The sequence below is a fragment of the Pseudomonas sp. RIT357 genome, from assembly GCF_000632245.1.
GTDB classification, from domain to species: Bacteria; Pseudomonadota; Gammaproteobacteria; order Pseudomonadales; family Pseudomonadaceae; genus Aquipseudomonas; species Aquipseudomonas sivasensis.
Genome location: NZ_JFYX01000046.1, coordinates 127,330 through 152,510, shown reverse-complemented (window position 1 = coordinate 152,510; position 25,181 = coordinate 127,330). Strand labels below are relative to the sequence as shown.

Sequence of the window (25,181 nt, the reverse complement as noted above, 5' to 3'; positions counted from 1 at the left end):
TACGGAATGTCTTCCTTGCTACGCGTCACCCTGATCACCCTGGCGCTGTTGACCACTGCCGGCTGCACCAGCAAACCGGTCCTCAACACCCAGCACGACCTGCCGGCGAACGCCCAGGTCAGCGAAGAAAAAATGAAGACGGTTATCGTCAACGCCCTGCAAAAACGCGAGTGGAACGTGCAACGCCTGAGCCCGCAACTGGTGCAGGCCGAGATCACCGTGCGTAACCAGTACTACGCCGCCATCGACATTCGTTACACCCGCAACAGTTACGCCATCACCTACCGCGACAGCCGCGAGCTGGGCTACAAGGACGGCAAGATTCATCGCAACTACAACCGCTGGGTGAACAACTTGGACAGCGACATCATGGCGGGCTTGCGCAGCAATGGTGTGAGTAGTGAGGCAGGGTCGGCGGCGCAGTTGTTTGAGCAAACCGGGACCACCAAGTAAAACCGAGACTCCGTGGGGAGCGGGCGGTGCGAGGCAGCCCAATAAAGACGCGGGTATTTTTCTGTTAGAACTCAACGTCTGATTTTGGGGCTGCTGCGCGGCCCAGCGCGGTACAAGCCCGCTCACCACGAGTCTCTCGTTTTCTCAGGTTATGTTTTAGATACCTATCGGGAGCGAGCCTCCTCCCGCACTTGAACCGAGCACGCCCGGCAACGCTTGGCCGTCAAGGGAACAAGCTCCCTCACCACATTTTCGATGAAGCATTGCAACTCAGTGGGTGGCCTTAAGCGTCAACAACTCCACAAACGCCTTCGCCATCGGCGTCTGCGCGCCCTTGCGCTGTACCAGCCATACCGAGGTCACCGCCTCCGGGTCCAGTAAGGTGCGATACACCACCCCATCAATGCGGATGCGCTGGTAAGACGCCGGCAGCACCGACACGCCCAACCCCGCCGCCACCAGGCCGATGATGGTCATCGCCTCGCCCGCTTCCTGGGCGAAGTGCGGGCTGAAGCCAGCGTCGCGGCACAGGCTGAGCAGTTGGGCATACAGGCCGCTCCCATAGCTGCGTGGAAAAAACACAAACGGCTCGTCAGCTAACTTGGCCAGGTGCAAGCCACGCTCACTGCCTTCCACCAACGGGTGACCGGCACTCAAGACAGCAACCAGGGGTTCGCGCATCAGCTCGATCACATTCAACGAATCCGGCAATGGCAAGGGACGCATCAACCCCACCTGAATCGACTCATCCACCAGCGACTCGGCGACTTCGGTGCTGCTCATTTCCTGCAGGTTCAAGTGCACCGCCGGGAAGGCCTGGCGAAACGCGAAGATCGCCTGGGGAATGCTCGCGTTGAAGGGCGCTGACGAGGTGAAGCCTATCTTCAACTCCCCCAGCTCACCCAACTGCGCCCGCCGCGCGACGTCCGCCGCCTTGTCCACCTGGGCCAGCACCAACCGCGCTTCGTGCAGGAACAAGCGCCCCGCCTCGCTCAGCTCAACCCGACGATTGGTACGCTCAAATAACCGCGCGCCCACCTCCTGCTCCAGCGCCTGGATCTGCTGGCTCAGGGGCGGTTGCGAGATGCCCAGCACCTGCGCGGCCCGGCCAAAGTGCAGCTCTTCGGCAACAGCGATGAAGTACCGCAGATGACGCAATTCCATGCAAACCCCATTAGGTCGTTAAAGCTATCAAACAGGTCGAACAATATATTGGAAAGAATCATTAGCCAGCTATATTCTTTTTTGCATTGCCAGCCCTGACAGGCTTTTGCTCCCCGAGGCCCCCGTGAAATCTGCTGTCGCTCCACTCGCTCAAGACGTCCCGCCCACCGCCCTCGATGAGGTAGTGGCTCAGCTCAATGACGCGTTCATCGAGAAAGGCACGCCGATGTTCATGCGCACGGTGCTGGCGCTGTTCTCAGGCGGTTTTGCTACGTTTGCCCTGCTGTATTGCGTGCAACCGATGATGCCGGCACTGTCCCACGAGTTTTCCATCAATGCCGCGCAAAGCAGCCTGATTCTCTCGGTGTCCACGGCGATGCTTGCGCTGGGTTTGCTGATCACCGGACCGATTTCCGACACCCTGGGGCGTAAGCCGGTGATGGTCGCCGCGCTGTTCTGCGCGGCGCTGGCCACGATTGCCAGCGGCCTGATGCCGTCCTGGGAAGGGATCCTGCTGATGCGTGCGCTGGTGGGCCTGTCACTCAGCGGCGTGGCCGCCGTCGCAATGACCTACCTGAGCGAAGAGATCCACCCCCAGCACATCGGCCTGGCCATGGGCCTGTACATCGGTGGCAATGCCATTGGCGGCATGAGCGGACGCCTGATCATCGGCGTGTTGATCGACTTCGTCAGCTGGCACACCGCAATGCTGATCATCGGCGCCCTGGCGCTGATCGCGGCCACGGTGTTCTGGAAAATCCTCCCGGAATCGCGCAACTTCCGCGCCAGCAGCCTCAAGCCACGCAGCCTGATGGACGGCTTTGTCATGCACTTCAAGGACGCGGGCCTGCCGTGGCTGTTTCTTGAAGCCTTCCTGCTGATGGGCGCGTTCGTGACGATGTTCAACTACATCGGCTATCGCCTGCTGGCCGACCCGTACGACCTGAGCCAGGCCGTGGTCGGCCTGCTGTCGTTGGTCTACCTCTCGGGCATCTACAGCTCGGCGAAAATCGGCTCCCTCGCCGACCGCCTCGGCCGCCGCCGTGTGCTGTGGGCCACCATCGTACTGATGCTCGCCGGCATGCTGCTGACCCTGTTCTCCCCGTTGTGGCTGGTGGTGCCGGGCATGCTGATCTTCACCTTCGGCTTCTTCGGCGCCCACTCGGTGGCCAGCAGCTGGATCGGTCGCCGAGCAGTCAAGGCCAAGGGGCAGGCGTCGTCGTTGTACCTGTTCTGCTACTACGCTGGCTCAAGCGTCGCCGGCACCACGGGTGGATTCTTCTGGCACCTCGCCGGATGGAACGGCATTGGTGCATTCATCGTGGCGCTGTTGATCGGCGCGTTGCTGGTCGCGTTGAAGTTGGCGAAGTTGCCGCCGCTGGCCTCGGCCTGAAAAGCCGAGGGTGTAACGATGCCCTACAGCTCAAGCCGTGCTTGCAGTCGATCATCGCGCTTCTCCAGCGTGAGCATCGAGAAGCCTCCCGTCTCCCGCTCAAGTGCCGCCAACCAGTTGAGCACGGCCGTGGCCTCGCCACTGAGGGTCAAACGCAGTCGTTCGTTTTCTACGTCGACCTGCTCAACCTTGAGCCCCGCAGCTTCGGCGCTGTCGTTGATGACGGATACCGAGGGCTGAACCGCCGCCCGCCCGGAACGCTGCGGCTGCGCCCGTTGCACCTGCTGCGCCAGCCACTGTTGTTGCTGGTAATACCGCTCGGCGCTGGCCAAGCGCTGGCGGCTGGGTTGCCATAGCGCCTGGAACAGCAGCACACCGATTAAAAAAACCGCCAACCCTTTCAGTAAAAAGCGATCACGAGGCGACAGCGCCTTCCAGGCGTGCAGAGGCCTCATGGCGCATCTTCCAGCATCAACACGGCGTGGACGCGATTACCTTCCTTGCTGGCGTTACCCACACGCGCAGGCATGCCGCTCTGCCGCCCCTGGGCTTGCAGTTGCTCAAGCGCGCTAAAGCCGTGGGCCACCAACTGGATCTTCCAGCCTTCGCCGCGCCGAAATTCCATGTGATGTACGTCCACGTCGCCCCCGCCGATCACCTGCTCGGTGAGGCTGACCAGGCGCACCAACGGCGTCTGCGGTGTGTGCGGGGCCTGTCCCTGTACGGCCTTGAGCTGCGCAGCGAGATCAACGATCCGCGTCTGCTGCGGGTAGAGCGCCTGGAATCGCTCCACACTCTGCCCATGGAGACTGCGGGCGTGACCCTCGAAATACTGAATACGCGCCTGCATGAATCCCCAATCGATGACGAACACCACGGCAGCCGCCAGGGCAGCAGTTGACCAAGGCCAGGCTTGGCGGACGCGGCCGAATTCACCTTGCAGCAAATTGATCGGCTGGCCCTGGCCACCCCACAACGCGCGCTCGATATACGCCTGGCTCTGCCCTTCGTCCAGCCACTGCAACGGTTCATCCAACAACGGTTCCAACGCCTTGAGCGCCTCAACGGACATCGCCAGCCGCACCGGCCCGCCCACGACTCGGCGGCCATACCAGTCCACTGCAACACGGCCATCACCCGGGAGCAGATCGGCGTCGACGTGCACCCTGTCGACCTGGATACCGAGCGTCGTCAGCTCATGCAGCAGTGCCTTGAAACGCGCCTTGTGGGTCACCAGCACCGGGAAGCGATCGGCTGCGTCACGCGGCCCCACACTGACATGCACGGCATCCAGCTCGTCGCCCAACTGGTCTTCGATAGCAAAGGCAACCGCCTGGGCCTTGGGCCGACGCGTGGACGGCCAAGCCTCGCTTCGCAACGCACTGCACATTTCCATGGGCAACAACAACTGAATCGCCAGCCCCTGCACCTCACGCGCGGCCTCGGCCAGGCACATGGGGCGACAGTCATCCGCGGCCCGCCAGACACAGCACGGCCATTCGCCGATGGGCACCGCAAGGCCTTCGGCGCTTAAATGAAGCCAGGTTTTCATGATGAGTTCTCGCTCGGTATCGGCGTAGGGAAGCGGCGTTGCACGACGCGCCAACGTCCGGTTTTGCGCTCACGCTCAACCTCGCTGGCCAGACGTAAGCGACTGGTTCCCAGGCGGACGTCAACGTTGATAAGAAACCAGCGGCTGCTGATGCCAAGCCCGTGGCCGGTCACGCCCAACCCAGCGATCAATGGGTCGTGGGTGAATGCCTGGACACTCTCGTAGCCCGTGGCCGGCCGCTGCTTGGCCAAGACTTCAGCGGTCGACGGCGAGACACCTTCAAGGGTCGCCAGCACCTGAGGCCGGGCAGTGTTGATGTTCAAGCTGGCGTCCTTGGGCAACAGGGCAACCCAGGGTTCCAGTTTTGCCAGGGTCGCGCCGTCGATACCTGGCAGCAACCGCAACTGGCTAAGTTCACGTTGCGTCGCCACCGGGCCAGCGGCGCGCACGTCCAGTGACGGAAGACCCAGCGCGGTGAGCAAACGTAGCCAGCGCTGCTCAATGACCGAATCCACTTGCCCCTCGCCGAGCAGTGCGTTGACGTTAAGGCGTGCCGAAAGGTCTTCGATCTCAAGCATGACGTGCGCGCCTTGCGTCTCAAAGGGCCAGCTCACACGTGCCCACGCCTGGCCCAGGTGCACCCGTGAGAGCTCGTCGTCGCTGGTCGCCGCCAGTGTCACCATGGCCCACGCCTCTGCCGACAGCGCCAATTGGCGCAGCTGCACCTGATGAATCTGGCGCGCACTGCTCTGCACCAGTAACTGATGGCTGCGCAGCATCCCCGCCGTCAGTAACAACGCCAGGCTCATCACCAACAACACGCTGAGGAGCGCGACGCCCCGCTGGCGTTGTCTCATGGGGCGCCTTGGGGCAGAGGCAGCACGCGGCGCACCTGCTCAAAGCGCCCGACCGACAGCACCATCTCCAGTGCTTGCGGGGGCGTCTGGGCCGCGCCTTTGCCCACCGGCCACACACGGTGCCATCCGGTATCACGGTCAAACAATCGCCAGCTCAACACGCGCACGTCATCGAGCAGTTTCTGGCGTTCGACCGTCGACGACTCCACGCTGCGGCTTTCACGCCACAACACCTGATTGTCCAGGCGGTAGAGCACGTGTTGACGCTCACTGCGAGGTAGATCCTGTGGGTTACGCCAGTTACTGCGCAGCAGTTGCAGGGTCGTGGGGCCGAGGACAATCACCGAGGAAGCCAACTGCAGGGCATCCCGCTCAATCACACCAACGGCCCGTTGCAAACGGCGAAGGTCTTGTTCGTGGCTGGCGGTGCCCTGTTGCGCGCGCACCACGGTGTCAAACAGGCGCCCGCTGGCAAGCCCAAGCAAGCCGAAGACGGCCAGCGCAATCACAAGTTCCAGCAGCGTGAAGCCTGCCTGCTTATTCATGCACGGCGGGTATCCAACCCTGCGTGCGGTAAACCGCCTGATCACTGCCAGCAGGACTCACGCTGATATCGACCTTGAGCAGGCGCGGATCAGTGGCCGGTGTGATCGTCTGGTCGATCACCCAGTCACGCCCGTCAAAACGTCGTAGCAGTTGCTGTCGCCCAGAGGTCGGCGCCTGCAGGCGCAGCTCGCTCAATTGGTTATCGGCCACCCAGGCGCACTGCACCTGCTCTTGCAGTCGCGCATTCTGGCGCAATGAGTAGTGGCTGGCGGTGATCACCGCGCCTGCGAGCGTGGCGAAAATCACCAACGCGATCATGACTTCCAGCAACGTGAAACCACGGGTACTGGCCTGGCGGTTTCGGCGTCGCCGGTGCTTAGCTTTCAATAGACGGCTCTCCGATTCCATCACTGACAACGCTGGCCCACACCTGCTCTTCGGAGGCGAAAGACCAGACAAAAGCGCTCACCTCATCACTGCTGAGCATCAGTAATTGCGGCGTGACGCTTTCAAGGCTCAAGCGCCGGCCCTCCTGCTCAAGGTGAAATTGCACACCTTCGGCCAACCGCCGCACTTCACCCGCTGGATGCCAGCCCTGAGGCTCAAGCCGATAGACCTGGTACTCATCGCGTCGAACGCGCACGCCGTATTCGCGCCCTTCGATCACCGCTTGCTCGCGCAAGTGCTGGATCAGCTGCACCACTTGGCCGGCCTCCTGCCGCGCCTGGCGGCCAGGGGTGTTGCCGGCAGTCAGACCGACCGCGCCCAGCACGATGCCCATCAGCGCAATCACAACCATCAGTTCCAGCAAGGTAAAGCCACGGCAGCGCCTGGGCACGGGCTCAGTCTCCCCAGTTGCCAATGTCTGCGGCAGGGCCTTCGCCCCCCGCTACGCCATCGGCGCCGAGGGAGTAAAGGTCATAGCCACCGTTGGCAGCGCGCACCCCAGGGTTCAGATATTGATAAGGCGTGCCCCATGGATCGACTGGCACACTTTTCAGGTAACCCTGAGGGTTCCAGTTCCTCGGCGTTGGGGTGCCGGCCGGCCGTTTGCTCAAGGCCTCAAGGCCTTGCAGAGTTGACGGGTAGTGGCCGTTATCGAGGCGGTACATTTCCAGGCTCGTCGCAACCGCTTGAACATCGGTCTTGGCCGCGGTCACTTTGGCCTGGTCCGGTCGCCCCATGAACTGCGGGACCACAATGGCTCCCAACACCCCAATGATCACGACCACCACCATGATTTCAATCAGGGTAAAACCACGTTGGCCCTTGGGCATTTTCACCATTCAGTTCACCAGTTGGTTGAGGCTGAGAATCGGCAAGAGAATGGCCATGACGATCAGCAGCACCACACCGCCCATCACCACCAGCATTGCCGGTTCGAACAAACTCACCACCAGCGTGATGCGGGCGGCGAGGCTTTTTTCCTGTTGCTCGGCGGCACGCGCCAACATCCTGTCGAGTTCACCGGCGCGTTCGCCGCTGGCGATCATGTGCAACATCAACGGGGGTATATCTCCACTGGCTTCAAGGCCACGACTCAGCGTGCCGCCCTCGCGAACCGAACGCGCGACGTCATGCATACGGGCGCGGATGGTCACATTGCCGATCACCGCCGCGGCAATTTCCAGGGCGTCCACCAGAGGTACGGCACTTTTGCCGAGGATCGCCAAGGTGCTGGCGAAGCGCGCCGCCTCCATCTCACGAAACACGCCCCCCAATAGCGGCATATGCAACACCAGGCTGTGCCACTGCCAGCGCCCGTGCGGTTGACGCAAGCGCCAGCGCAGCAACACGCCAATGCCTACTGCCATCAGCGCCAGCACCAAACCCTGCGCACGCAAGACATGGCTGACGGTAATCATGGCGTGGGTCAGCCAGGGCAGTGGCTGGCCGCTGTCGACGAAGATCTTCACCACGTCCGGCACCACATAACCGAGCAGAAAACCGACGATGGCCACGCAGGCGAACATCAGCAGGGCCGGGTACACCAACGCCAATTGGATCTTTTGTCGGGACGCCTGGCGGGCTTCGGTATAGGTGGCCAACTGTTCAAGCACTTGCCCCAAATACCCCGAGCGCTCACCCGCTGCGATAGTGGCGCGAAAAACGTCAGGAAATGCCTGGGGATAAGCACCAAGCGCCAAGGCCAGGGATTGCCCTTCCATCACCCTGTCGCGTACTTGGGAGAGCAGGTTGCTGACACGACGCTTCTGGCTTTGCTGAACCACCGCCTGCAGTGCCTGCTCAAGCGGCAGTCCGGCTTGAACCAGGGTCGACAGTTGCAAGGTCAGCAACGCCAAGTCACTGGTCGCCAACCCCGTCGCTCCCGACCATGGCACTCCAAATCGCGTGCTCGCCAGGTGCACCTGGCTCGGCAGCAACCCGCGGTCACGCAGCAACTGCCTGGCCTGGCGCGGGCTGTCGGCCTCCTGGCGACCTTTGCACGGTCGACCGTGGCGGTCCTGTGCCCGATAGTCATAAATCGGCACCACTAGTCCTCCTGGATAACCCGCAACAGCTCATCGACGCTGGTCACTCCTTCAAGCACCCGGCGGCGGCCATCCTCGAACAAGCTGCACGTGCCCCGGCGTGCCTCAGCCAGCAACGCCTGCTCACTGGCCCCCTGATGAATCAGTGCAGACAACGCCGGGGTTACCATGACCAGTTCATAGAGGCCGATACGCCCGCAATAGCCCTGGCGGCATTGTTCGCAGCCGACGGACTTAAACACGCGAGGCGCCTTGGCCGGGTCCAGCCCCAACCGTCGACAGACCTCGGCGTCCGCCACCACACCGGTCTTGCAGGCTGGGCAAAGCACGCGTACCAAGCGCTGCGCCAGCACGCCCACCAACGACGACGCCAGCAGGTACGCATCCACCCCCATGTCCACCAGCCGAGTGACGGCGCCGATGGCACTGTTGGTGTGCAGCGTCGACAACACCAGATGCCCGGTGAGCGAGGCCTGAACCGCAATCTCGGCGGTTTCACTGTCACGAATCTCACCCACCATCACCACATCCGGGTCCTGGCGCAGAATCGCCCGCAGGCCTCGCGCAAACGTCATCTCGACCTTGGGGTTGACCGGTGTCTGGCCGATGCCGGGCAGGTGATATTCAATCGGGTCCTCAACCGTGAGGATGTTGCGCGTCTGGTCATTGAGATGGGCCAATGCGGCATACAGGCTGGTGGTCTTGCCTGAACCGGTGGGCCCGGTCACCAGGAAAATCCCATGGGGTTTGGCGAGCACTTGCTGTAAGTGGCCGAGGGTGGTCGGCGCCATCCCCAGACGGGCCAATTGCAGGCGCCCGGCCTGTTTGTCGAGCAGGCGCAGCACCACCCGTTCGCCGTGCGCCGAAGGCAAAGTGGAGACGCGTACATCCACTTCGTGACCTGCGAGGCGCAGCGCTATACGGCCATCCTGGGGAACGCGTTTTTCGGCAATGTCCAGGCGCGCCATGACCTTGATTCGCGATACCAATAATGTCGCCAGCTCACGCCGTGGCCGCAGCATTTCGCGCAGTTGCCCATCGACGCGCATGCGCACAACCAGCGTGTGCTCGAAGGTTTCAAGGTGAACATCCGAGGCCTTTTCCCGAACCGCCTCACTGAGCAATGCATTGATCAGCCGAATGATCGGCGCGTCGCCTTGCTGCTCCAGCAGGTCGGCGGTCTGCGGAACCTGGTCCACCAGGCTGAGCAGGTCCAGTTCATCATCCAATCCTTGGGCAACGTGTTCGGCAGCCGTTTGCCCCTCGCTGTAAATCTTGGCCAATGCCAGGGCGAAGGCTTCGTCGGCCAGCACACGCAGGGGCAATTCGTGATCGCTCAGGCGGCGGGCTTCGGCAATTGCACTCAATGGCGTATCAAACCGAACGGTCAGATGCCCTTCGTCGACCACGACGCCAAAACGCCGGGCAAACCCGAAGGGCAAGGGCTTCATTGAGCCACCTGCGAAGGTCGGCGCACGTCGAACAACTGCGCCGCTTCATCGGGCAATTGCAACGCGCTGTCACGCTGAGAGCCCGGCTGGCGCTCATCGCGCAGGTCTTGATAACGCGCCTGGCTGATCCTGGACAGATCCTGACCGCTGCGCACGATGGTCGGGCGCAGGAACACCATCAGGTTGCTCTTGACCTGGGTATCACGGCTCCAGCGGAACAACGCGCCCAGATACGGAATATCACGCAGCAGCGGCACGCCGCTGGTCTGGGTGCGCACGCTGTCCTTGATCAGGCCACCGATCACAATGATCTCGCCGTCGTCTGCCAGGATCGTGCTTTTCAGGGCCCGCTTATTGGTGATCAGGTCCGAGGAATCAACCCCGGCAACCGCCGGGGCGATATCAGAGACTTCTTGCGCCACTTCCAGGCGCAGGGTTGAACCTTCGTTGATATACGGCTTGATCTTGAGGCTGATCCCGACGTCTTTGCGCTCCACCGTGGTGAAGGGATTATCCGCACCACTGCTGTTGGTGGCGTAGGAGCCGGTCTTGAACGGTACGTTCTGGCCGACGATGATTTCAGCTTCCTGGTTATCCAGGGTCAGCAGGCTTGGCGTCGATAACAGGTTGCTGCGCGTGTTGCTGGCCAGAGCGGACACCAGCGCACCAAAACGGTCGCCGCCCAGTTTGAGCAGAGCGCCTTCCGGCACAACGGTTTTATCATCGAACTTGAGGGCGCCAAGAATCGGAATGCCGGTACCGGGAAAATTGATAATCCCTTGCCCGCTACCGCTATTGAGCGCCCATTGCACGCCGAGCGCCTCGCTGATGTCGCCGCTGACTTCCACGATGGCGGCGTGGATCAACACTTGGGCACGCGGCTGATCCAGTTCACGCACAATGCCTTCTAGGGTCGCCAGTTGCGTCGCCTCGGCAACTACGACCAAGGCATTCTGGCTTTCATCGGCCCTGACCATAAATGGCGCGGCCGCCGTCGCGTCTTTAAGGGCCACGATGCCAGGTTGGGATTTCATGCCCTGACCCATTGAGTCCAATACTTCGGCCAATTGCTTGGCATCGCTGTAGCGCAGGCGGATGACCCGGGCATTGTCCAGGCGGGCGGGCGTGACGGTATCCAGGCTATGTGCAAGTTGCACCAGACGCTGGCGCGCCGCCACCGTGCCGACGATCACCAAGCGGTTGCTACGTGGATCGGCCAGTACCTGGATGGCACTGTCGGCATTCTGCTTGCCGATGGACGCCTCCATCAGCCGTGCGATGTCCGCCGCCACACCGTGGCGCAACTCCACCAGCTCATGGGCATTCTTCGCCCCGGAATCCAGTTGCCGAACGACGTCGCCAATGCGCCGCACGTTACGTGCGGTATCAGTAATCACCAGGGCATTGGCGGACACCGAGGGACCGACGTAGCCGTTGGCTGAAACCAATGGCCGCACCAGGCCGGCCAGATCCGCCGCACTGCTGGCCCCCAATGCGATGACTTGAGTGACGAACTGCTGCTCAGCCGAGGTGCGCTCATCTGCATTGCTGGCTTGGGTCTTGGCCTGGGTCGCAGGAACAATCAGGAGTTGATCGCCCTGGTCGATAACGCTGAAGTCATGGGCGTCGAGGACACTGTAGAAAAGCCGCCGCACACCCTCGCGATCCAACGCCTGACGGGAGACCACGGTAATGCGCCCTTGGATCTTCGGGTCGAGGATCACGGTCGTGTCGAGGATGGTCGACATTTCCTCGACCACATCACGCAGCTCGGCGTTGTTCATCGCCAACTGCCAACGCGGTTCTGCGCCCGTTGAGTGCCCGGTATACAGCATCACACCCAGCATGAGCGCCCCAAAAACACGTACACCGGTACGCCGGGCAATGGAACAGTTCATGGACCTGAATTACTCCTGGGTTGCTCGACCGTAGGCCGCAAATGCACGGCTGGGGACGCCTGACCGTGCGCCTGAGCAGTCGGTAGAAAGCGCCCGCTGGCGGCATGCAGGCTTAACAATTCCTCACGGCCCTGGCGCCACAACACCACGTGGGTCGCCTCGACACGACGTAGCAGACTGCCTCCGGGCAATCGCTCCCCCGTGCGATAGAACCGCGCCCCGTCGGGACTGGCCAGCAAGGCGCGTGAGTCGCTACCGTTGGCGACCACAGTGGCCAACAGCGTCAGCGGTTCTGCGCTGTTCATAACGCGGCCTTGGGCGCTCAGTCCAAACACCGTCGCCACTGCCAAGGTGTTGAGCACGGCGTCTGGTGCTGCAGCGGTTTCTGGCGCAGGCAGCGTTTGCACAGACTGGGTCTGCGCGTGGCGAAACTGCCACTCTTGCCAGGCCAGCGTCACGCCATAGCCAAAGGGCACCATCAGAAACAGCGCCCGCAATACAGCCGGCCTCATAACGCCCTCATTGGTAGCGCCTTAATGAAAATCGAATCCTGAAAACAAATGACGCCAGGCAACAGCGCCAGCAATAGATTGGCCAGACGAATAACGCCCAGACGCAACTAAAGCGATACATTCAAATAAAAGTACTCATAAGAAAAATACCCAGGCGAGTTTGAATAAACTCGCCTGGGCTTATGACGCTACAGGGTCAGAGTTGATCCCAGGCTGTCTGCCAGTGGTGACCTACACCTGGTTCAAAGCCGTTAGCCGTTGGAAGGTATTGTTTGCAGTAACCCGAGGCAGGGAACGGTTTGCACTCATAAACTTCGCCGGTTTGCGTATGCAATACACGGGTGCCCGCCTCGTAACTTGCCAGGCCTTGAGGGAACACAAAGTGATAGTCCTTCGCCCCGCCTTCACCCGTCAGGTTGACCGGTTGGGTGTCCTGGCGCGTTGTACGGCCATCCACAGTGGTTCCCAACAGAGTCAGGTGATGGGTGCCAGGCTCACTGCGCACATCCATTTCCAGCCAGGTACTGTCGCCCTGGGCGAGGGTCTTGATGGTGCCCACCGGCTTGTTGCTGGCGTTGAACAGGGTGGCTTCGACATTCATGTCGCGGTTGGCAATCATGGCCAAACGCACCTTGGCGCGCCCCTTGTCCAGCACGTACTCGGGAGCGATCGCCGACAAAGCCATTCGCGCTTGGGTATCTTCCCTGACGTCCAGCGTCAGTTCATAACGAATCACACCGCTGTCTTTCTGAGCAAACAGGTTGTTATTGCCTTTGACCGGCGCAATAACGCCCTGCTCGTCGCGAATACCCGCTTGAATCAGAGTCTGGGACTGGTTGATGCTTTCCGCCAGCTTGAACGCCCAGTTCTGCGGTTGGCCTTCCTCAGCATTGTCGATAGTGACTTCTACCGAATAGGCCGCGCTTTCACCTGTGGCGGTGAATGCGCGGGCCTTGACCTTGTCACCCACCAGCAAGGTCGCCGATGGCGTAATACTGCCCACGGCACTCCAACCGCCCGGCAACTCGGGTTCGGCAAGGATATTGACATCGACCACGTTGTAGAACGCCGCGTCGGTGTCACCGACTGTCCAGATGCCCAGGATCACATGCGGACCGTTCTTATCCTGAGGGATCACACAGGCATGCTTGTCGCCGCTGACCGGCAGGACGTTACCACCGTCCACGACACAGAATGGCGTGCCTTCGAACGAGGCTCGCTTAAGCGGCTCGTTCGGGTTCCAGCCATTGCGGGTAATGAAATACTCATGTTTGGTGGCTGGGTGTGCCGCAGTGTATGTCCAGTCGAAATTGATGTTTCTGTCCTTGATTTCGGTCTGGTGCCAACGGTTCGCGGATTGGGCGTCCATGGCCGAGAACAGGCCAATACCGCCGCTGGCGATCTTACCGTCGACCGGCCCCTGCAACGGCGCGCCCCCGACACCGGCCGGAAACCCCTTGAAGGTTTCACCGACACTTTGCGGCTCGTATTGTGCACCGCCGCAGTCCTTGTTCAGGCCTTTCTGGCACTGGAAGGCGCGTGAAGGTGGATCATTCAGATAACCATGAGCCTGTGCACTCTGAGCAGGTATCAACAATGCACTTAACAACGCTAGCGAAGAAACACCGCCCCAGCGCGACAGGTCCTTTTTAATCATTAAATTCGAGCCCTACTTAACCAGACAATAAAACCCACATCCGAAAATATGGAATACGTTTTTCAAGGTTTTTTGTACTACGAGCGGGCCGAATTCTACAGATATAGAAATTAATTAATGTAGGAATAGTTGAATAGTACTAATTGAAATTTCCCAAAAAGGAAAAGCGCCACATTTAAATAGGAACACTCCCACATAACAAAAAGATTTAAACGCACTATGGCCAAGCGATAAAAAATCCGCCTAGCCATGCACAGTTCATTCAGGTTGTTAGCGACAACATCACCCTCTTAATTGGAAGAAGGTGATGAAGTAAAGCAGGGGAACTACACGTGATATTGCGCGGACAACTCATGCACCGCTTGCAGGAAAGCGCCAGCGTGTTCCGGGTTCACTTCCGGCGTAATGCCATGACCCAGGTTAAACACGTGCCCGGTACCCTTGCCATAGCTGGCCAGGATGCGGCCGACTTCGGCGCGGATCGCTTCCGGCTTGGCGTACAGCACGGTCGGGTCCATGTTGCCTTGCAGCGCGACGCGGTTGCCCACGCGCTGGCGGGCTTCACCGAGGTCGCACGTCCAGTCCAGGCCTAACGCATCAGCGCCGGCGTCGGCGATGCTTTCCAGCCACAGGCCACCGCCCTTGGTGAACATGATGACCGGCACTTTGCGGCCCTCGTGCTCACGGATCAGGCCGCTGACGATCTTGCGCATGTAGGCCAGGGAGAATTCCTGGTACGCCGCCGCCGACAGGTTGCCGCCCCAGGTATCGAAAATCTGTACCGCTTGCGCACCGGCCATGATCTGGCCGTTGAGGTAGGACGTGACCGACTGGGCCAGCTTGTCCAGCAGCAGGTGCATGGCTTGAGGGTTGTCGTAGAGCATCGCCTTGGTCTTGCGGAAGTCTTTCGACGAGCCGCCTTCGACCATGTAGGTGGCCAGGGTCCAAGGGCTGCCCGAGAAGCCGATCAGTGGCACACGGCCGTTCAGCTCGCGGCGGATGGTGCTGACGGCGTCCATCACGTAGCCGAGGTCTTTGTGCGGATCAGGGATCGGCAAGGCTTCGATATCGGCCAGGGTGCTGACGACTTTCTTGAAACGCGGGCCTTCGCCGGTCTCGAAGTACAGGCCTTGGCCCATTGCATCAGGGATGGTGAGGATGTCGGAAAAGAGGATGGCCGCGTCCAGTTGAGGGTAGCGGTCCAGCGGCTGCAGGGTGACTTCGCAGGCGAACTCCGGGTTCATGCACAGGCTCATGAAATCGCCGGCGTGGGCGCGACTGGCGCGGTATTCCGGCAGGTAGCGACCGGCTTGACGCATCATCCACACGGGAGTGACGTCCACGGGTTGCTTGAGCAGGGCACGAAGGAAACGGTCGTTCTTGAGGGCAGTCATGTCGGCATCCGCAAAAAAAGTGCGGGCATTTTCTCAGAGCGCGACGCAAAAGGCACGGCAAGAGCGGTGCCTTTTGTCTATCGGGTCAATTTGTCGCGGACATGGAAGCGCTGCAAAACCAATGTGGGAGGGGGCTTGCACCCGATAGCGGTGTGTCAGTCTCAGTATCTGTCACTGAACCACCGCTATCGGGGGCAGGCCCCCTCCCACATTTTGATCCCATTTCAACCTGGGATCAGGGTCAGACTTGCAGGTAGTCCAGGATCCCTTCGGCGGCATTGCGGCCTTCGAAGATCGCGGTCACCACCAGGTCAGACCCGCGCACCATGTCGCCACCGGCAAAGATTTTCGGGTTGCTGGTCTGGTGCTTGTACTGGCCTTGTTCCGGGGCTACCACACGGCCCTGGCTGTCGGTCTGGATCTCGAACTGCTCGAACCACGGCGCCGGGCTTGGGCGGAAACCGAAGGCGATGACCACGGCGTCGGCCGGGATGATCTCTTCGGAACCCGGGATCGGCTCGGGGCTGCGACGGCCACGGGCGTCCGGTTCGCCGAGACGGGTCTCGACTACCTTCACGCCTTCGACACGGTCTTCACCGACGATCGCAATCGGCTGACGGTTATAGAGGAATTTCACGCCTTCTTCCTTGGCGTTCTTCACCTCTTTGCGCGAACCCGGCATGTTGGCTTCGTCACGGCGATACGCACAGGTCACCGACTTGGCGCCCTGACGAATCGAGGTACGGTTGCAGTCCATCGCGGTGTCGCCACCGCCGAGTACCACGACCTTCTTGCCTTTCATGTCGACGAAATCTTCCGGCGACTTTTCAAAGCCCAGGTTGCGGTTGACGTTTGCGATCAGGAAGTCGAGCGCGTCATACACGCCAGGCAGATCCTCACCGGCAAAGCCGCCCTTCATGTAGGTGTAAGTACCCATGCCCATGAACACGGCATCGTATTCGGCGAGCAGTTGCTCCATGGTGATGTCTTTGCCGATTTCGGTATTGAGGCGGAACTCGATACCCATGCCGGTGAACACTTCACGACGGTGGCTCAGTACGGTTTTTTCCAGCTTGAACTCGGGGATACCGAAGGTCAGCAGGCCACCGATTTCCGGGTTCTTGTCGAACACCACCGGGGTCACGCCGCCGCGCACTAACACGTCGGCACAGCCAAGGCCCGCCGGGCCCGCACCGATGATCGCCACGCGCTTGCCGGTCGGCTTGACCTTGGACATGTCCGGGCGCCAGCCCATGGCGAACGCGGTGTCGGTGATGTACTTCTCCACCGAACCGATGGTCACCGCGCCGAAGCCGTCGTTCAGGGTGCAGGCACCCTCACACAGACGGTCCTGCGGGCACACCCGGCCGCAGACTTCCGGGAGGGTGTTGGTCTGGTGCGACAGCTCGGCGGCGGCGAGGATGTTGCCCTCGGCCACCAATTTCAGCCAGTTGGGAATGAAGTTGTGCACCGGGCACTTCCATTCGCAATACGGGTTACCGCAACCCAGGCAGCGATGGGCCTGGTCGGCCGAGTGCTGGGGTTTGAAGGGTTCGTAGATTTCCACGAACTCTTTCTTACGTTGACGCAACAGTTTCTTCTTCGGATCTTTGCGCCCGACATCGATGAACTGGAAGTCGTTATTCAGACGTTCAGCCATGTTAAAACCTCATCAAACTCTTCAGGCGCATATCACTGCGGGTTGGCACGGATGCTGGAAAGCAACGATTTCAGGTTGGCAGCCTTGGGCTTGACCAGCCAGAAACGACGCAGGTAATCATCGAGGTTTTCGGCGAGGTTACGACCCCATTCGCTGCCGGTCTCCTCGACGTACTCGTCCAGCACGTGCTGCAAGTGGTTCCGGTAGGATTCCATGGCTTCGCCGCTGATCCGCTGGATCTCGACCAACTCGTGGTTGACCTTGTCGACGAAGGTGTTGTCCTGGTCGAGCACGTAGGCGAAACCGCCGGTCATGCCCGAACCGAAGTTGTAACCGGTCTTGCCCAATACCGCGACAAAGCCCCCGGTCATGTACTCGCAGCAGTGATCGCCAGTGCCTTCCACCACGGTGTGGGCACCGGAGTTACGCACGGCGAAACGCTCACCGGCGGTACCCGCGGCGAACAGCTTGCCACCGGTAGCGCCGTACAGGCAGGTGTTACCGATGATGGCACTCTCCTGGCTCTTGTAGACGCTGCCTTTAGGCGGAACGATCACCAGCTTGCCGCCGGTCATGCCCTTGCCCACGTAGTCGTTGGCGTCGCCTTCCAGGTACATGTGCAGGCCGCCGGCGTTCCACACGCCAAAGCTCTGACCAGCGGTACCCTTGAAGCGGAAGGTGATTGGCGCTTTCGCCATCCCTTGGTTGCCATGCTTGCGCGCGATTTCACCGGAGATGCGTGCGCCGATGGAACGGTCGCAGTTGCAGATATCCAGGGCGAATTCGCCACCGCTGGCGTCATTGATCGAGGAACCGGCCATTTCGACCATCTTCTCGGCCAACAGGCCTTTGTCGAACGGCGGGTTGCGATCCACCTGGCAGAATTGTGGCTTGTCTGCCGGGATGTGATCGCTCCCCAACAACGGCGTCAGGTCCAGGTGCTGTTGCTTGGCGGTCTGGCCTTCGAGGATGTCCAGCAGATCGGTGCGACCGATCAGCTCTTCCAACGAACGCACGCCCAGCTTGGCCAGCCACTCACGGGTTTCTTCGGCGACATAGGTGAAGAAGTTCACCACCATGTCGACGGTGCCGATGTAGTGATCCTTGCGCAGCTTCTCGTTCTGAGTGGCGACGCCGGTGGCGCAGTTGTTCAGGTGGCAAATGCGCAGGTATTTGCAGCCCAGGGCGATCATCGGCGCGGTGCCGAAACCGAAACTCTCGGCGCCGAGGATCGCGGCCTTGATCACGTCGAGGCCGGTTTTCAGGCCGCCGTCAGTCTGCACACGGACCTTGCCGCGCAGGTCGTTGCCGCGCAGGGTCTGGTGAGTTTCGGCCAGGCCGAGTTCCCAAGGTGCGCCGGCGTACTTGATGGAGGTCAGCGGGGATGCACCGGTACCGCCGTCGTAGCCGGAGATGGTGATCAGGTCGGCATAGGCCTTGGCCACACCGGCGGCAATGGTGCCCACGCCCGCTTCCGCTACCAGTTTCACCGAGACCAGCGCCTGCGGATTGACTTGTTTCAGGTCGAAAATCAGCTGCGACAAGTCTTCAATCGAGTAGATGTCGTGGTGCGGCGGTGGCGAAATCAGGGTCACGCCAGGCACTGCATAACGCAGCTTGGCGATCAGACCGTTGACCTTGCCGCCTGGCAGCTGGCCGCCTTCACCGGGCTTGGCGCCCTGGGCAACCTTGATCTGCAGCACTTCGGCATTGACCAGGTATTCCGGGGTCACGCCGAAACGGCCAGTGGCAACCTGCTTGATTTTCGAGCTCTTGATGGTGCCGTAGCGCGCCGGGTCTTCACCGCCTTCACCGGAGTTGGAACGCGCGCCCAGGCGGTTCATGGCTTCGGCCAGTGCTTCGTGAGCCTCAGGCGACAGAGCGCCGAGGGAAATACCGGCGGAGTCGAAGCGCTTGAGGATCGATTCCAGCGGCTCAACTTCGCTGATGTTCATCGGCGTGTCCAAGGTCTTCACCTTGAACAGGTCGCGGATCATGGACACCGGGCGGTTATCCACCAGCGAGGTGTATTCCTTGAACTTGGCGTAGTCGCCCTGCTGCACGGCGGCTTGCAGAGTGCTCACCACGTCCGGGTTGTACGCGTGGTATTCGCCACCGTGCACGAACTTGAGCAGGCCGCCTTGCTGGATCGGCTTGCGCGCGCTCCAGGCTTCGGCGGCCAGGGCTTTCTGTTCGGCTTCGATGTCGACGAAACGCGCGCCTTTGATACGGCTCGGCACACCACGGAAGCTCAGGTCGCAGACTTCTTCGGACAGGCCGATGGCTTCGAACAATTGAGCACCGCGATAAGACGTGACGGTGGAGATGCCCATCTTGGACAGGATCTTCAACAGGCCTTTGGTGATGCCTTTACGGTAGTTCTTGAACACCTCATAAAGGTCGCCCAGCACTTCACCGGTACGGATCAGGTCGCCCAGCACTTCGTACGCGAGGAACGGGTACACCGCCGAGGCGCCGAAGCCGATCAACACCGCGAAATGATGCGGGTCGCGGGCGGTGGCGGTTTCGACAAGGATGTTGGAGTCGCAGCGCAGGCCTTTTTCGGTCAGGCGGTGGTGCACCGCGCCGGTGGCGAGCGAAGCGTGGATCGGCAGCTTGCCTGGGGCAATATGGCGGTCGGTCAGCACGATCTGGGTACGACCGGCGCGCACAGCTTCTTCGGCCTGGTCGGCGACGTTGCGCACAGCGGCTTCAAGGCCGAGGCTCTCGTCGTAGTTCAGGTCAATGATCTGGCGGTCGAAACCTGGACGTTCCAGGGTCATCAACGAACGCCACTTGGCCGGGGAAATAACCGGCGAGCTGAGGATCACGCGGGAAGCGTGCTCAGGCGATTCCTGGAAGATGTTGCGCTCGGCACCGAGGCACACTTCCAGGGACATCACGATGGCTTCGCGCAGCGGGTCGATCGGTGGGTTGGTCACCTGGGCGAACTGCTGGCGGAAATAGTCGTACGGCGTGCGCACGCGCTGGGACAGTACAGCCATCGGCGTGTCATCGCCCATGGAGCCGACGGCCTCGTAACCTTGCTCGCCGAGCGGACGCAGCACTTGGTCGCGCTCCTCGAACGTGACCTGGTACATCTTCATGTACTGCTTGAGCTGGTCCACGTCGTAGAAAGCTGAGCCGTGGTCGTTGTCTTCCATGGTCGCCTGGATGCGCAGGGCGTTCTTGCGCAGCCATTGCTTGTACGGGTGACGGGACTTCAAGCGGTTGTCGATGGCGTCGGTGTCGAGGATCTGCCCGGTTTCGGTGTCCACGGCGAGGATCTGGCCAGGGCCTACGCGACCTTTGGCGATGACGTCTTCAGGCTTGTAGTTCCACACGCCGATTTCCGACGCGAGGGTGATGAAACCGTTGGTGGTGGTGACCCAACGCGCCGGGCGCAGACCGTTACGGTCGAGCAGGCACACCGCATAGCGGCCGTCGGTCATGACCACGCCAGCCGGGCCGTCCCACGGCTCCATGTGCATCGAGTTGTACTCGTAGAATGCACGCAGGTCCGGGTCCATGGTCTCGACGTTCTGCCACGCAGGCGGAATGATCATGCGCACGCCGCGGAACAGGTCGATGCCACCGGTGACCATCAGTTCGAGCATGTTGTCCATGCTGGAGGAGTCGGAACCGACGCGGTTAACCAGCGGGCCGAGCTCTTCCAGGTCCATCAGATCGTTGGCGAACTTGGTGCGACGGGCCACGGCCCAGTTGCGGTTGCCGGTGATGGTGTTGATCTCGCCGTTATGGGCGAGGAAGCGGAATGGCTGGGCCAGCGGCCATTTCGGCAGGGTGTTGGTGGAGAAGCGCTGGTGGAACACGCAGATCGCGGTTTGCAGGCGCTCATCGCTCAGGTCTGGATAGAAGGCGGTCAAGTCCGCCGGCATCATCAGGCCTTTATAAATGATGGTTTTGTGGGAAAAGCTGCAGATGTAGTGGTCGGCATCGGCGGCGTTGGCCACGGACGAGCGACGACGGGACGTGAACAGCTTGATCGCCATGTCCTGGTCGCTCAGGCCGTCACCGGCGATGAACACTTGTTCGATCTGCGGCAGGCGCTCCAGGGCCAGGCGGCCGAGCACGCTGGTGTCGATTGGCACTTTGCGCCAGCCGACCAGTTGCAGGCCGGCAGCGACGATCTCGCGGTTCATGTTCTCGCGAGCGGCTTCGGCTTTGACCGGGTCCTGGTTGAAAAACACCATGCCCACGGCGTACTGCTTGGGCATGTCGACAGCGAAATGCTCTTTGGCGACCGCGCGCAGGAATTGGTCGGGCTTTTGAATCAGCAAGCCACAACCGTCACCGGTCTTGCCGTCGGCGTTGATCCCACCGCGGTGGGTCATGCAGGTCAGGGCCTCGATGGCCGTTTGCAAAAGGGTATGACTGGGCTCGCCCTGCATATGGGCTATCAGGCCGAAACCGCAGTTATCCTTGAATTCATCGGGTTGGTACAGACCTGCTTTCATAGACACTTTCTCACCAGGCTGCCTCTTATACCGAGGCAAATTTCTTTTCAATTCAACCGGTTACCTTCCACGCCGAACGTACGCCGGCTTAGCGGGGGCAAAAGGGAGGTCATTGTACACACCGACACAGACGCTCACAAATTTAGCGACGAAATGTCGCAAATCTATGTCGCATTTATGAAAGGTTTAAAGCGATATGCTGTGCTAGTCAAAACTTTTTTAATTCTGACCGCTACGACTCAAAAGCTACTGTGACGCAGACACCACAAAGCGCGCGGCTTCTGGGAAGCTGCACGCACTTGAGGATTTTTTTGAGGTGCCGGGAGGGCGGCTTGGGTAAAGCCGCCGGATCTTCAGCGAGTTGCTGCCAGTTCTTGTTGAACGCTGGCAACAGTGCGAGGCCAAGGTTTACCAGCCTGAACCTTCGCTGGCAAGGATTTGATCGCAGAATCAGCTGCTGCACGGCTGGAGAAGTTGCCGTAGGTGATCACGTAAAGAGGCTTGCCGTTGAGCACTTTCTTGAAATAACGGTACTCGCCGCCCTGCTCTTTCACGAAGGCCTGAGCGTTGGCTTCGGAGCTGGTGCCGAGGATCTGCACCACGAAGTTACCGGTCGGCTGGCTGGCGTACCAGCTGCTGCCGGCGGCGCCTGCTTTGGCGACAGTGGCAGGTTTTTCCGCAGGCTTGGCCACCGGCGCGGGTTTGGCTGCTGGAGCAGGCGCTACGGGCTTGGTGACAGGTGCAGGCTTGGCAGTCGCGATAGTTGGCGCTGGCGTCGGCACTGCGGCTGGCTTGGCGGCCGGCTGACCCGCTGGCACGCCCGCAGGTGGCGCGGTGGTAGTCACGGTCGGCGGTGTAGCGCTGGAGCCCTCTACGGGCACGCCGTCGTCGCCTTCGGAGATGCCACCGGCTTCTTCGGCGAGTGGGCCGCGCATCACAGGCTGACCAACCATTGGCAGGTTGGTCGGTTGGCCGGAATTGGCGAACTCGACATTCGGCGTGGGTTTACCCAGTGGCAACTGCGCCTGTTCGGTTGGCGCGCTGGCGGTGGTCGGCGCCTTGTTGCGACCCGGGATCAACCAGGCGGCGGCAACAGCGACCACGACAACGGCAGAAATCGCCAGTACGTGCTTCTTAGGCATAGTGAACCCCATCTTTGGACGCTTGACCGCAGAGCGGCTGGCAATCATGGCTTCGATCATTGCATCGCGGGCAACCTGGTTGATGGTGCCAGGCCAGCCGTCGGAGCTTTCGTGAATATCAGAGATCTGATTTGCCGTGAAAAGTTCGATACCGGCCCCGGCGCCTTCGAGGCGTTGAGCCAGGTATTCACGGGTTTCTTCCTCTTCGTACGGCTGCAGTTCGATGACGTGGAACAGCTCCTGATCACCGCTGATCTGCTCCAGATCGGCGATCAGCGACGACTCACCGAACAGGAACACATGGGGACGACCTTCCGGCGTACCCGCCGCCAGCGCCAACAGCGCTTCCAGTGCGGATTCGTCGAGCTGCTCGGCGTCATCCACCAGCAGGTAGACTTCCTGGCCGGTCAGGCCAAGTTGCACGATTTGTTTGAGAATCGCGCTCGGCTCAGCAGTGGATACGTCCAGGGCCTGGGCAACCTGGCGCAGCACGCCGGCCGCATCACCGGCACCACGGGCAGACACCACCACGCTCTGTACCGATTGTTTGTTGGTGCTGGCAACCAGGGCCTGGCGCAGCAAGGTCTTGCCGCTGCCCAACGGACCGGTCACGACCAGCAGTAGCTGGCTGTAGCGCGCCAAGTGGTGCAACTGCCCGAGCACCGGCTTGCGCTGGGCCGGGAAAAATTTGAAACCAGGCACCCGTGGAGCAAAAGGGTCGTGGCTTAACTGGTAATGGCCGAGGAACGCCTCGTCGGCATGCAAACTAGTCATCGGGATCTTATTAACCTTTAAGCTGGGCCAGGGCGCGGTAATCCGCTCCCAGCGTGGCCTGTAAAATCTCTTTCGGATAATCGTCGGTCACTAACGCTTCGCCCATGCGGCGCAGCAGCACCAGTCGTAGTCGACCGTCGATCACTTTCTTATCTATCGCCATGTGTTCGAGAAAGTCGGCCTCGGTCATCTCCTCAGGCGGAATGACCGGCAAACCGGCGCGCTGGAACAGGCGGATACCGCGATCACGCTCCTGGGCGCTGATCCAACCCAGGCGTTGCGACATCTCAAGTGCCATCACCGTGCCAGCCGCTACAGCCTCCCCGTGCAACCACACACCATAGCCCATGTGCGTTTCGATCGCATGGCCGAAGGTGTGGCCGAGGTTCAAAGTGGCCCGTACACCGGATTCCCGTTCGTCGGCATTCACCACCAGCGCCTTCGCGGCACAGGAGCGGGAAATCGCTTCGGTGAGCGCCACCTGGTCGAGGCCGCGCAAGGCGTCCACATGATCTTCTAGCCAGGTCAGGAACGGCTCGTCGCAAATCAGCCCGTACTTGATGACTTCCGCCAGGCCCGCCGAAAGCTCGCGTGGTGGCAGGGTGTTGAGGGTCGCGGTATCGATCAGCACGGCTTGGGGCTGATAAAACGCGCCGACCATGTTCTTGCCAAGCGGATGGTTGATACCTGTCTTGCCGCCCACCGACGAATCGACCTGGGACAGCAGGGTGGTCGGCACCTGAATAAAGTCCACGCCACGCTGGTAGCAGGCCGCTGCAAAGCCAGCCATGTCGCCGATCACACCGCCGCCCAAGGCAATCACGGTGGTGCGACGGTCATGGCGCGCGGTAAGCAGGCCATCAAAGATCAGTTGCAGGGTTTCCCAGTTCTTGTGGGCTTCGCCGTCGGGCAAAATCACGGAAATCACTGAGTACGCCGCCAGGCTGCGGCTCAGACGCTCAAGATACAGCGGCGCGACCGTTTCGTTGGAGATGATCGCCACTTGCCGCCCGGCAATATGCGGTGCGAGCAACTCGGGCTGGTCCAACAGACCTTCGCCAATATGGATCGGGTAGCTGCGCTCGCCTAGATCGACCTTAAGTGTCTGCATGTGTCCCCGCGTTGAAGATGTGTTGACGACCGGCAACGTCGAGACCCGACGTCGCCTGATGGCTCTACGCCACACCCTGCAGGGTGATAGCGCGCCGCCGAGAATAGCGCATTTCGGGCCTGGCTTTAACGGGGTGGCAGCCGTTGCAGGCGCTCAAGAATGTCGAGGACCACCATGCGAGGCGGCCGCTCATCGGTTTCCACCACCAGATCGGCGATTTCCCGATACAGCGGATCGCGCAGCGTGAGTAGGTCCCGCAAGGTTTTTTCCGGGTTGGCCGTGCGCAGCAACGGGCGATTACGATCACGGGCGGTGCGGCCTACCTGCTGCTCGACCGACGCATGCAAATAGACCACCCGACCACCGGCATGCAGCGCCCGACGATTTTCATCGCGCATCACCGCGCCACCGCCGGTGGCCAATACCACGCCGTCGCAGCCGCACAGCTCAGCGATCATCGCCTGCTCGCGGTCACGAAAGCCCAGCTCGCCTTCTTTATCGAAGATCCATGGGATATTGGCACCCGTGCGCAATTCAATTTCCTTGTCGGAATCTTTGAATGGCAGGCGCAGCTCTTTGGCCAGCAAACGGCCGATGGTGCTTTTTCCAGCCCCCATCGGTCCTACAAGAATCAAATTTCGCACAGA

General features: G+C 61.0%; 21 protein-coding genes. 2 read left to right on the top strand and 19 right to left on the bottom strand.

Annotated features, from left to right (window positions below; translation table 11 throughout):
- Window positions 1-6 precede the first annotated feature (6 nt).
- Complete coding sequence (locus BW43_RS05190; protein WP_032890299.1) at window positions 7-453, top strand: hypothetical protein; 447 nt, start codon at window positions 7-9, stop codon at window positions 451-453.
- Window positions 454-723: 270 nt separating this feature from the next.
- On the opposite strand, the gene BW43_RS05195 is transcribed toward BW43_RS05190, so the two are convergent.
- A complete protein-coding gene (locus BW43_RS05195) occupies window positions 724-1,617 on the bottom strand; it encodes a LysR family transcriptional regulator (protein ID WP_032890297.1) in 894 nt (297 codons plus the stop codon).
- A 184-nt stretch (window positions 1,618-1,801) separates the two neighbouring features.
- On the opposite strand from BW43_RS05195, the gene BW43_RS05200 reads away from it, so the two are divergent.
- Window positions 1,802-3,010 carry an MFS transporter gene (locus BW43_RS05200; protein ID WP_032890295.1) on the top strand — a complete coding sequence of 403 codons (1,209 nt, stop codon included), beginning with the start codon at window positions 1,802-1,804 and terminating at the stop codon, window positions 3,008-3,010.
- Window positions 3,011-3,033: 23 nt separating this feature from the next.
- On the opposite strand, the gene gspM is transcribed toward BW43_RS05200, so the two are convergent.
- From gspM to aroK, 18 genes are all read right to left on the bottom strand, one after another.
- Window positions 3,034-3,465 carry a type II secretion system protein GspM gene (gene gspM / locus BW43_RS05205; RefSeq protein ID WP_032890293.1) on the bottom strand — a complete coding sequence of 144 codons (432 nt, stop codon included), beginning with the start codon at window positions 3,463-3,465 and terminating at the stop codon, window positions 3,034-3,036.
- Window positions 3,462-4,562 carry a type II secretion system protein GspL gene (gspL, locus tag BW43_RS05210; protein WP_032890291.1) on the bottom strand — a complete coding sequence of 367 codons (1,101 nt, stop codon included), beginning with the start codon at window positions 4,560-4,562 and terminating at the stop codon, window positions 3,462-3,464. Before gspL ends, gspM begins: the two co-directional genes overlap by 4 nt.
- The gene (locus BW43_RS05215; protein ID WP_032890289.1) at window positions 4,559-5,419 is read right to left on the bottom strand and encodes a type II secretion system protein GspK; all 861 of its coding nucleotides are present in this window, start codon (window positions 5,417-5,419) and stop codon (window positions 4,559-4,561) included. Before BW43_RS05215 ends, gspL begins: the two co-directional genes overlap by 4 nt.
- Window positions 5,416-5,964 (bottom strand): type II secretion system protein GspJ, encoded by a 549-nt coding sequence (locus BW43_RS05220; RefSeq protein ID WP_032890287.1) that lies wholly within the window; start codon window positions 5,962-5,964, stop codon window positions 5,416-5,418. Before BW43_RS05220 ends, BW43_RS05215 begins: the two co-directional genes overlap by 4 nt.
- Window positions 5,957-6,352 (bottom strand): type II secretion system minor pseudopilin GspI, encoded by a 396-nt coding sequence (gene gspI / locus BW43_RS05225; protein ID WP_256226846.1) that lies wholly within the window; start codon window positions 6,350-6,352, stop codon window positions 5,957-5,959. The genes BW43_RS05220 and gspI overlap by 8 nt, the downstream gene beginning before the upstream one ends.
- Window positions 6,342-6,803 (bottom strand): type II secretion system minor pseudopilin GspH, encoded by a 462-nt coding sequence (gene gspH / locus BW43_RS05230; RefSeq protein WP_032890285.1) that lies wholly within the window; start codon window positions 6,801-6,803, stop codon window positions 6,342-6,344. Before gspH ends, gspI begins: the two co-directional genes overlap by 11 nt.
- 4 nt (window positions 6,804-6,807) lie before the next feature.
- Window positions 6,808-7,251: a type II secretion system major pseudopilin GspG gene (gene gspG, locus BW43_RS05235; protein ID WP_032890283.1), complete on the bottom strand. Its 444-nt coding sequence runs from the start codon at window positions 7,249-7,251 to the stop codon at window positions 6,808-6,810.
- Window positions 7,252-8,457 carry a type II secretion system inner membrane protein GspF gene (gspF, locus tag BW43_RS05240; RefSeq protein ID WP_032890645.1) on the bottom strand — a complete coding sequence of 402 codons (1,206 nt, stop codon included), beginning with the start codon at window positions 8,455-8,457 and terminating at the stop codon, window positions 7,252-7,254.
- Window positions 8,458-8,459: 2 nt separating this feature from the next.
- Entirely contained in the window at window positions 8,460-9,908 is a 1,449-nt protein-coding gene (gene gspE, locus BW43_RS05245; protein WP_032890280.1) for a type II secretion system ATPase GspE, read from the bottom strand.
- Complete coding sequence (gene gspD / locus BW43_RS05250) at window positions 9,905-11,755, bottom strand: type II secretion system secretin GspD (protein WP_256226944.1); 1,851 nt, start codon at window positions 11,753-11,755, stop codon at window positions 9,905-9,907. Before gspD ends, gspE begins: the two co-directional genes overlap by 4 nt.
- Window positions 11,756-11,802: 47 nt before the next feature.
- Entirely contained in the window at window positions 11,803-12,318 is a 516-nt protein-coding gene (locus BW43_RS05255) for a type II secretion system protein N (RefSeq protein ID WP_032890276.1), read from the bottom strand.
- A gap of 196 nt (window positions 12,319-12,514) precedes the next feature.
- A complete protein-coding gene (gene gbpA / locus BW43_RS05260; RefSeq protein ID WP_050442869.1) occupies window positions 12,515-13,975 on the bottom strand; it encodes an N-acetylglucosamine-binding protein GbpA in 1,461 nt (486 codons plus the stop codon).
- A 326-nt stretch (window positions 13,976-14,301) separates the two neighbouring features.
- Entirely contained in the window at window positions 14,302-15,369 is a 1,068-nt protein-coding gene (hemE, locus tag BW43_RS05265) for a uroporphyrinogen decarboxylase (protein WP_032890274.1), read from the bottom strand.
- Window positions 15,370-15,610: 241 nt separating this feature from the next.
- Window positions 15,611-17,029, bottom strand: coding sequence for an FAD-dependent oxidoreductase (locus BW43_RS05270; RefSeq protein WP_003187920.1), 1,419 nt, complete (start codon window positions 17,027-17,029; stop codon window positions 15,611-15,613).
- A gap of 32 nt (window positions 17,030-17,061) precedes the next feature.
- Window positions 17,062-21,507: a glutamate synthase large subunit gene (gene gltB, locus BW43_RS05275; protein ID WP_032890272.1), complete on the bottom strand. Its 4,446-nt coding sequence runs from the start codon at window positions 21,505-21,507 to the stop codon at window positions 17,062-17,064.
- 353 nt (window positions 21,508-21,860) lie between these two features.
- Window positions 21,861-23,423, bottom strand: a complete 1,563-nt coding sequence (locus BW43_RS05280) for an SPOR domain-containing protein (RefSeq protein ID WP_032890270.1) — start codon at window positions 23,421-23,423, stop codon at window positions 21,861-21,863.
- A gap of 10 nt (window positions 23,424-23,433) precedes the next feature.
- Window positions 23,434-24,534, bottom strand: coding sequence for a 3-dehydroquinate synthase (aroB, locus tag BW43_RS05285; protein WP_032890269.1), 1,101 nt, complete (start codon window positions 24,532-24,534; stop codon window positions 23,434-23,436).
- Between the two features lie 125 nt (window positions 24,535-24,659).
- A complete protein-coding gene (gene aroK, locus BW43_RS05290) occupies window positions 24,660-25,178 on the bottom strand; it encodes a shikimate kinase AroK (RefSeq protein WP_010213757.1) in 519 nt (172 codons plus the stop codon).
- Window positions 25,179-25,181 lie beyond the last annotated feature (3 nt).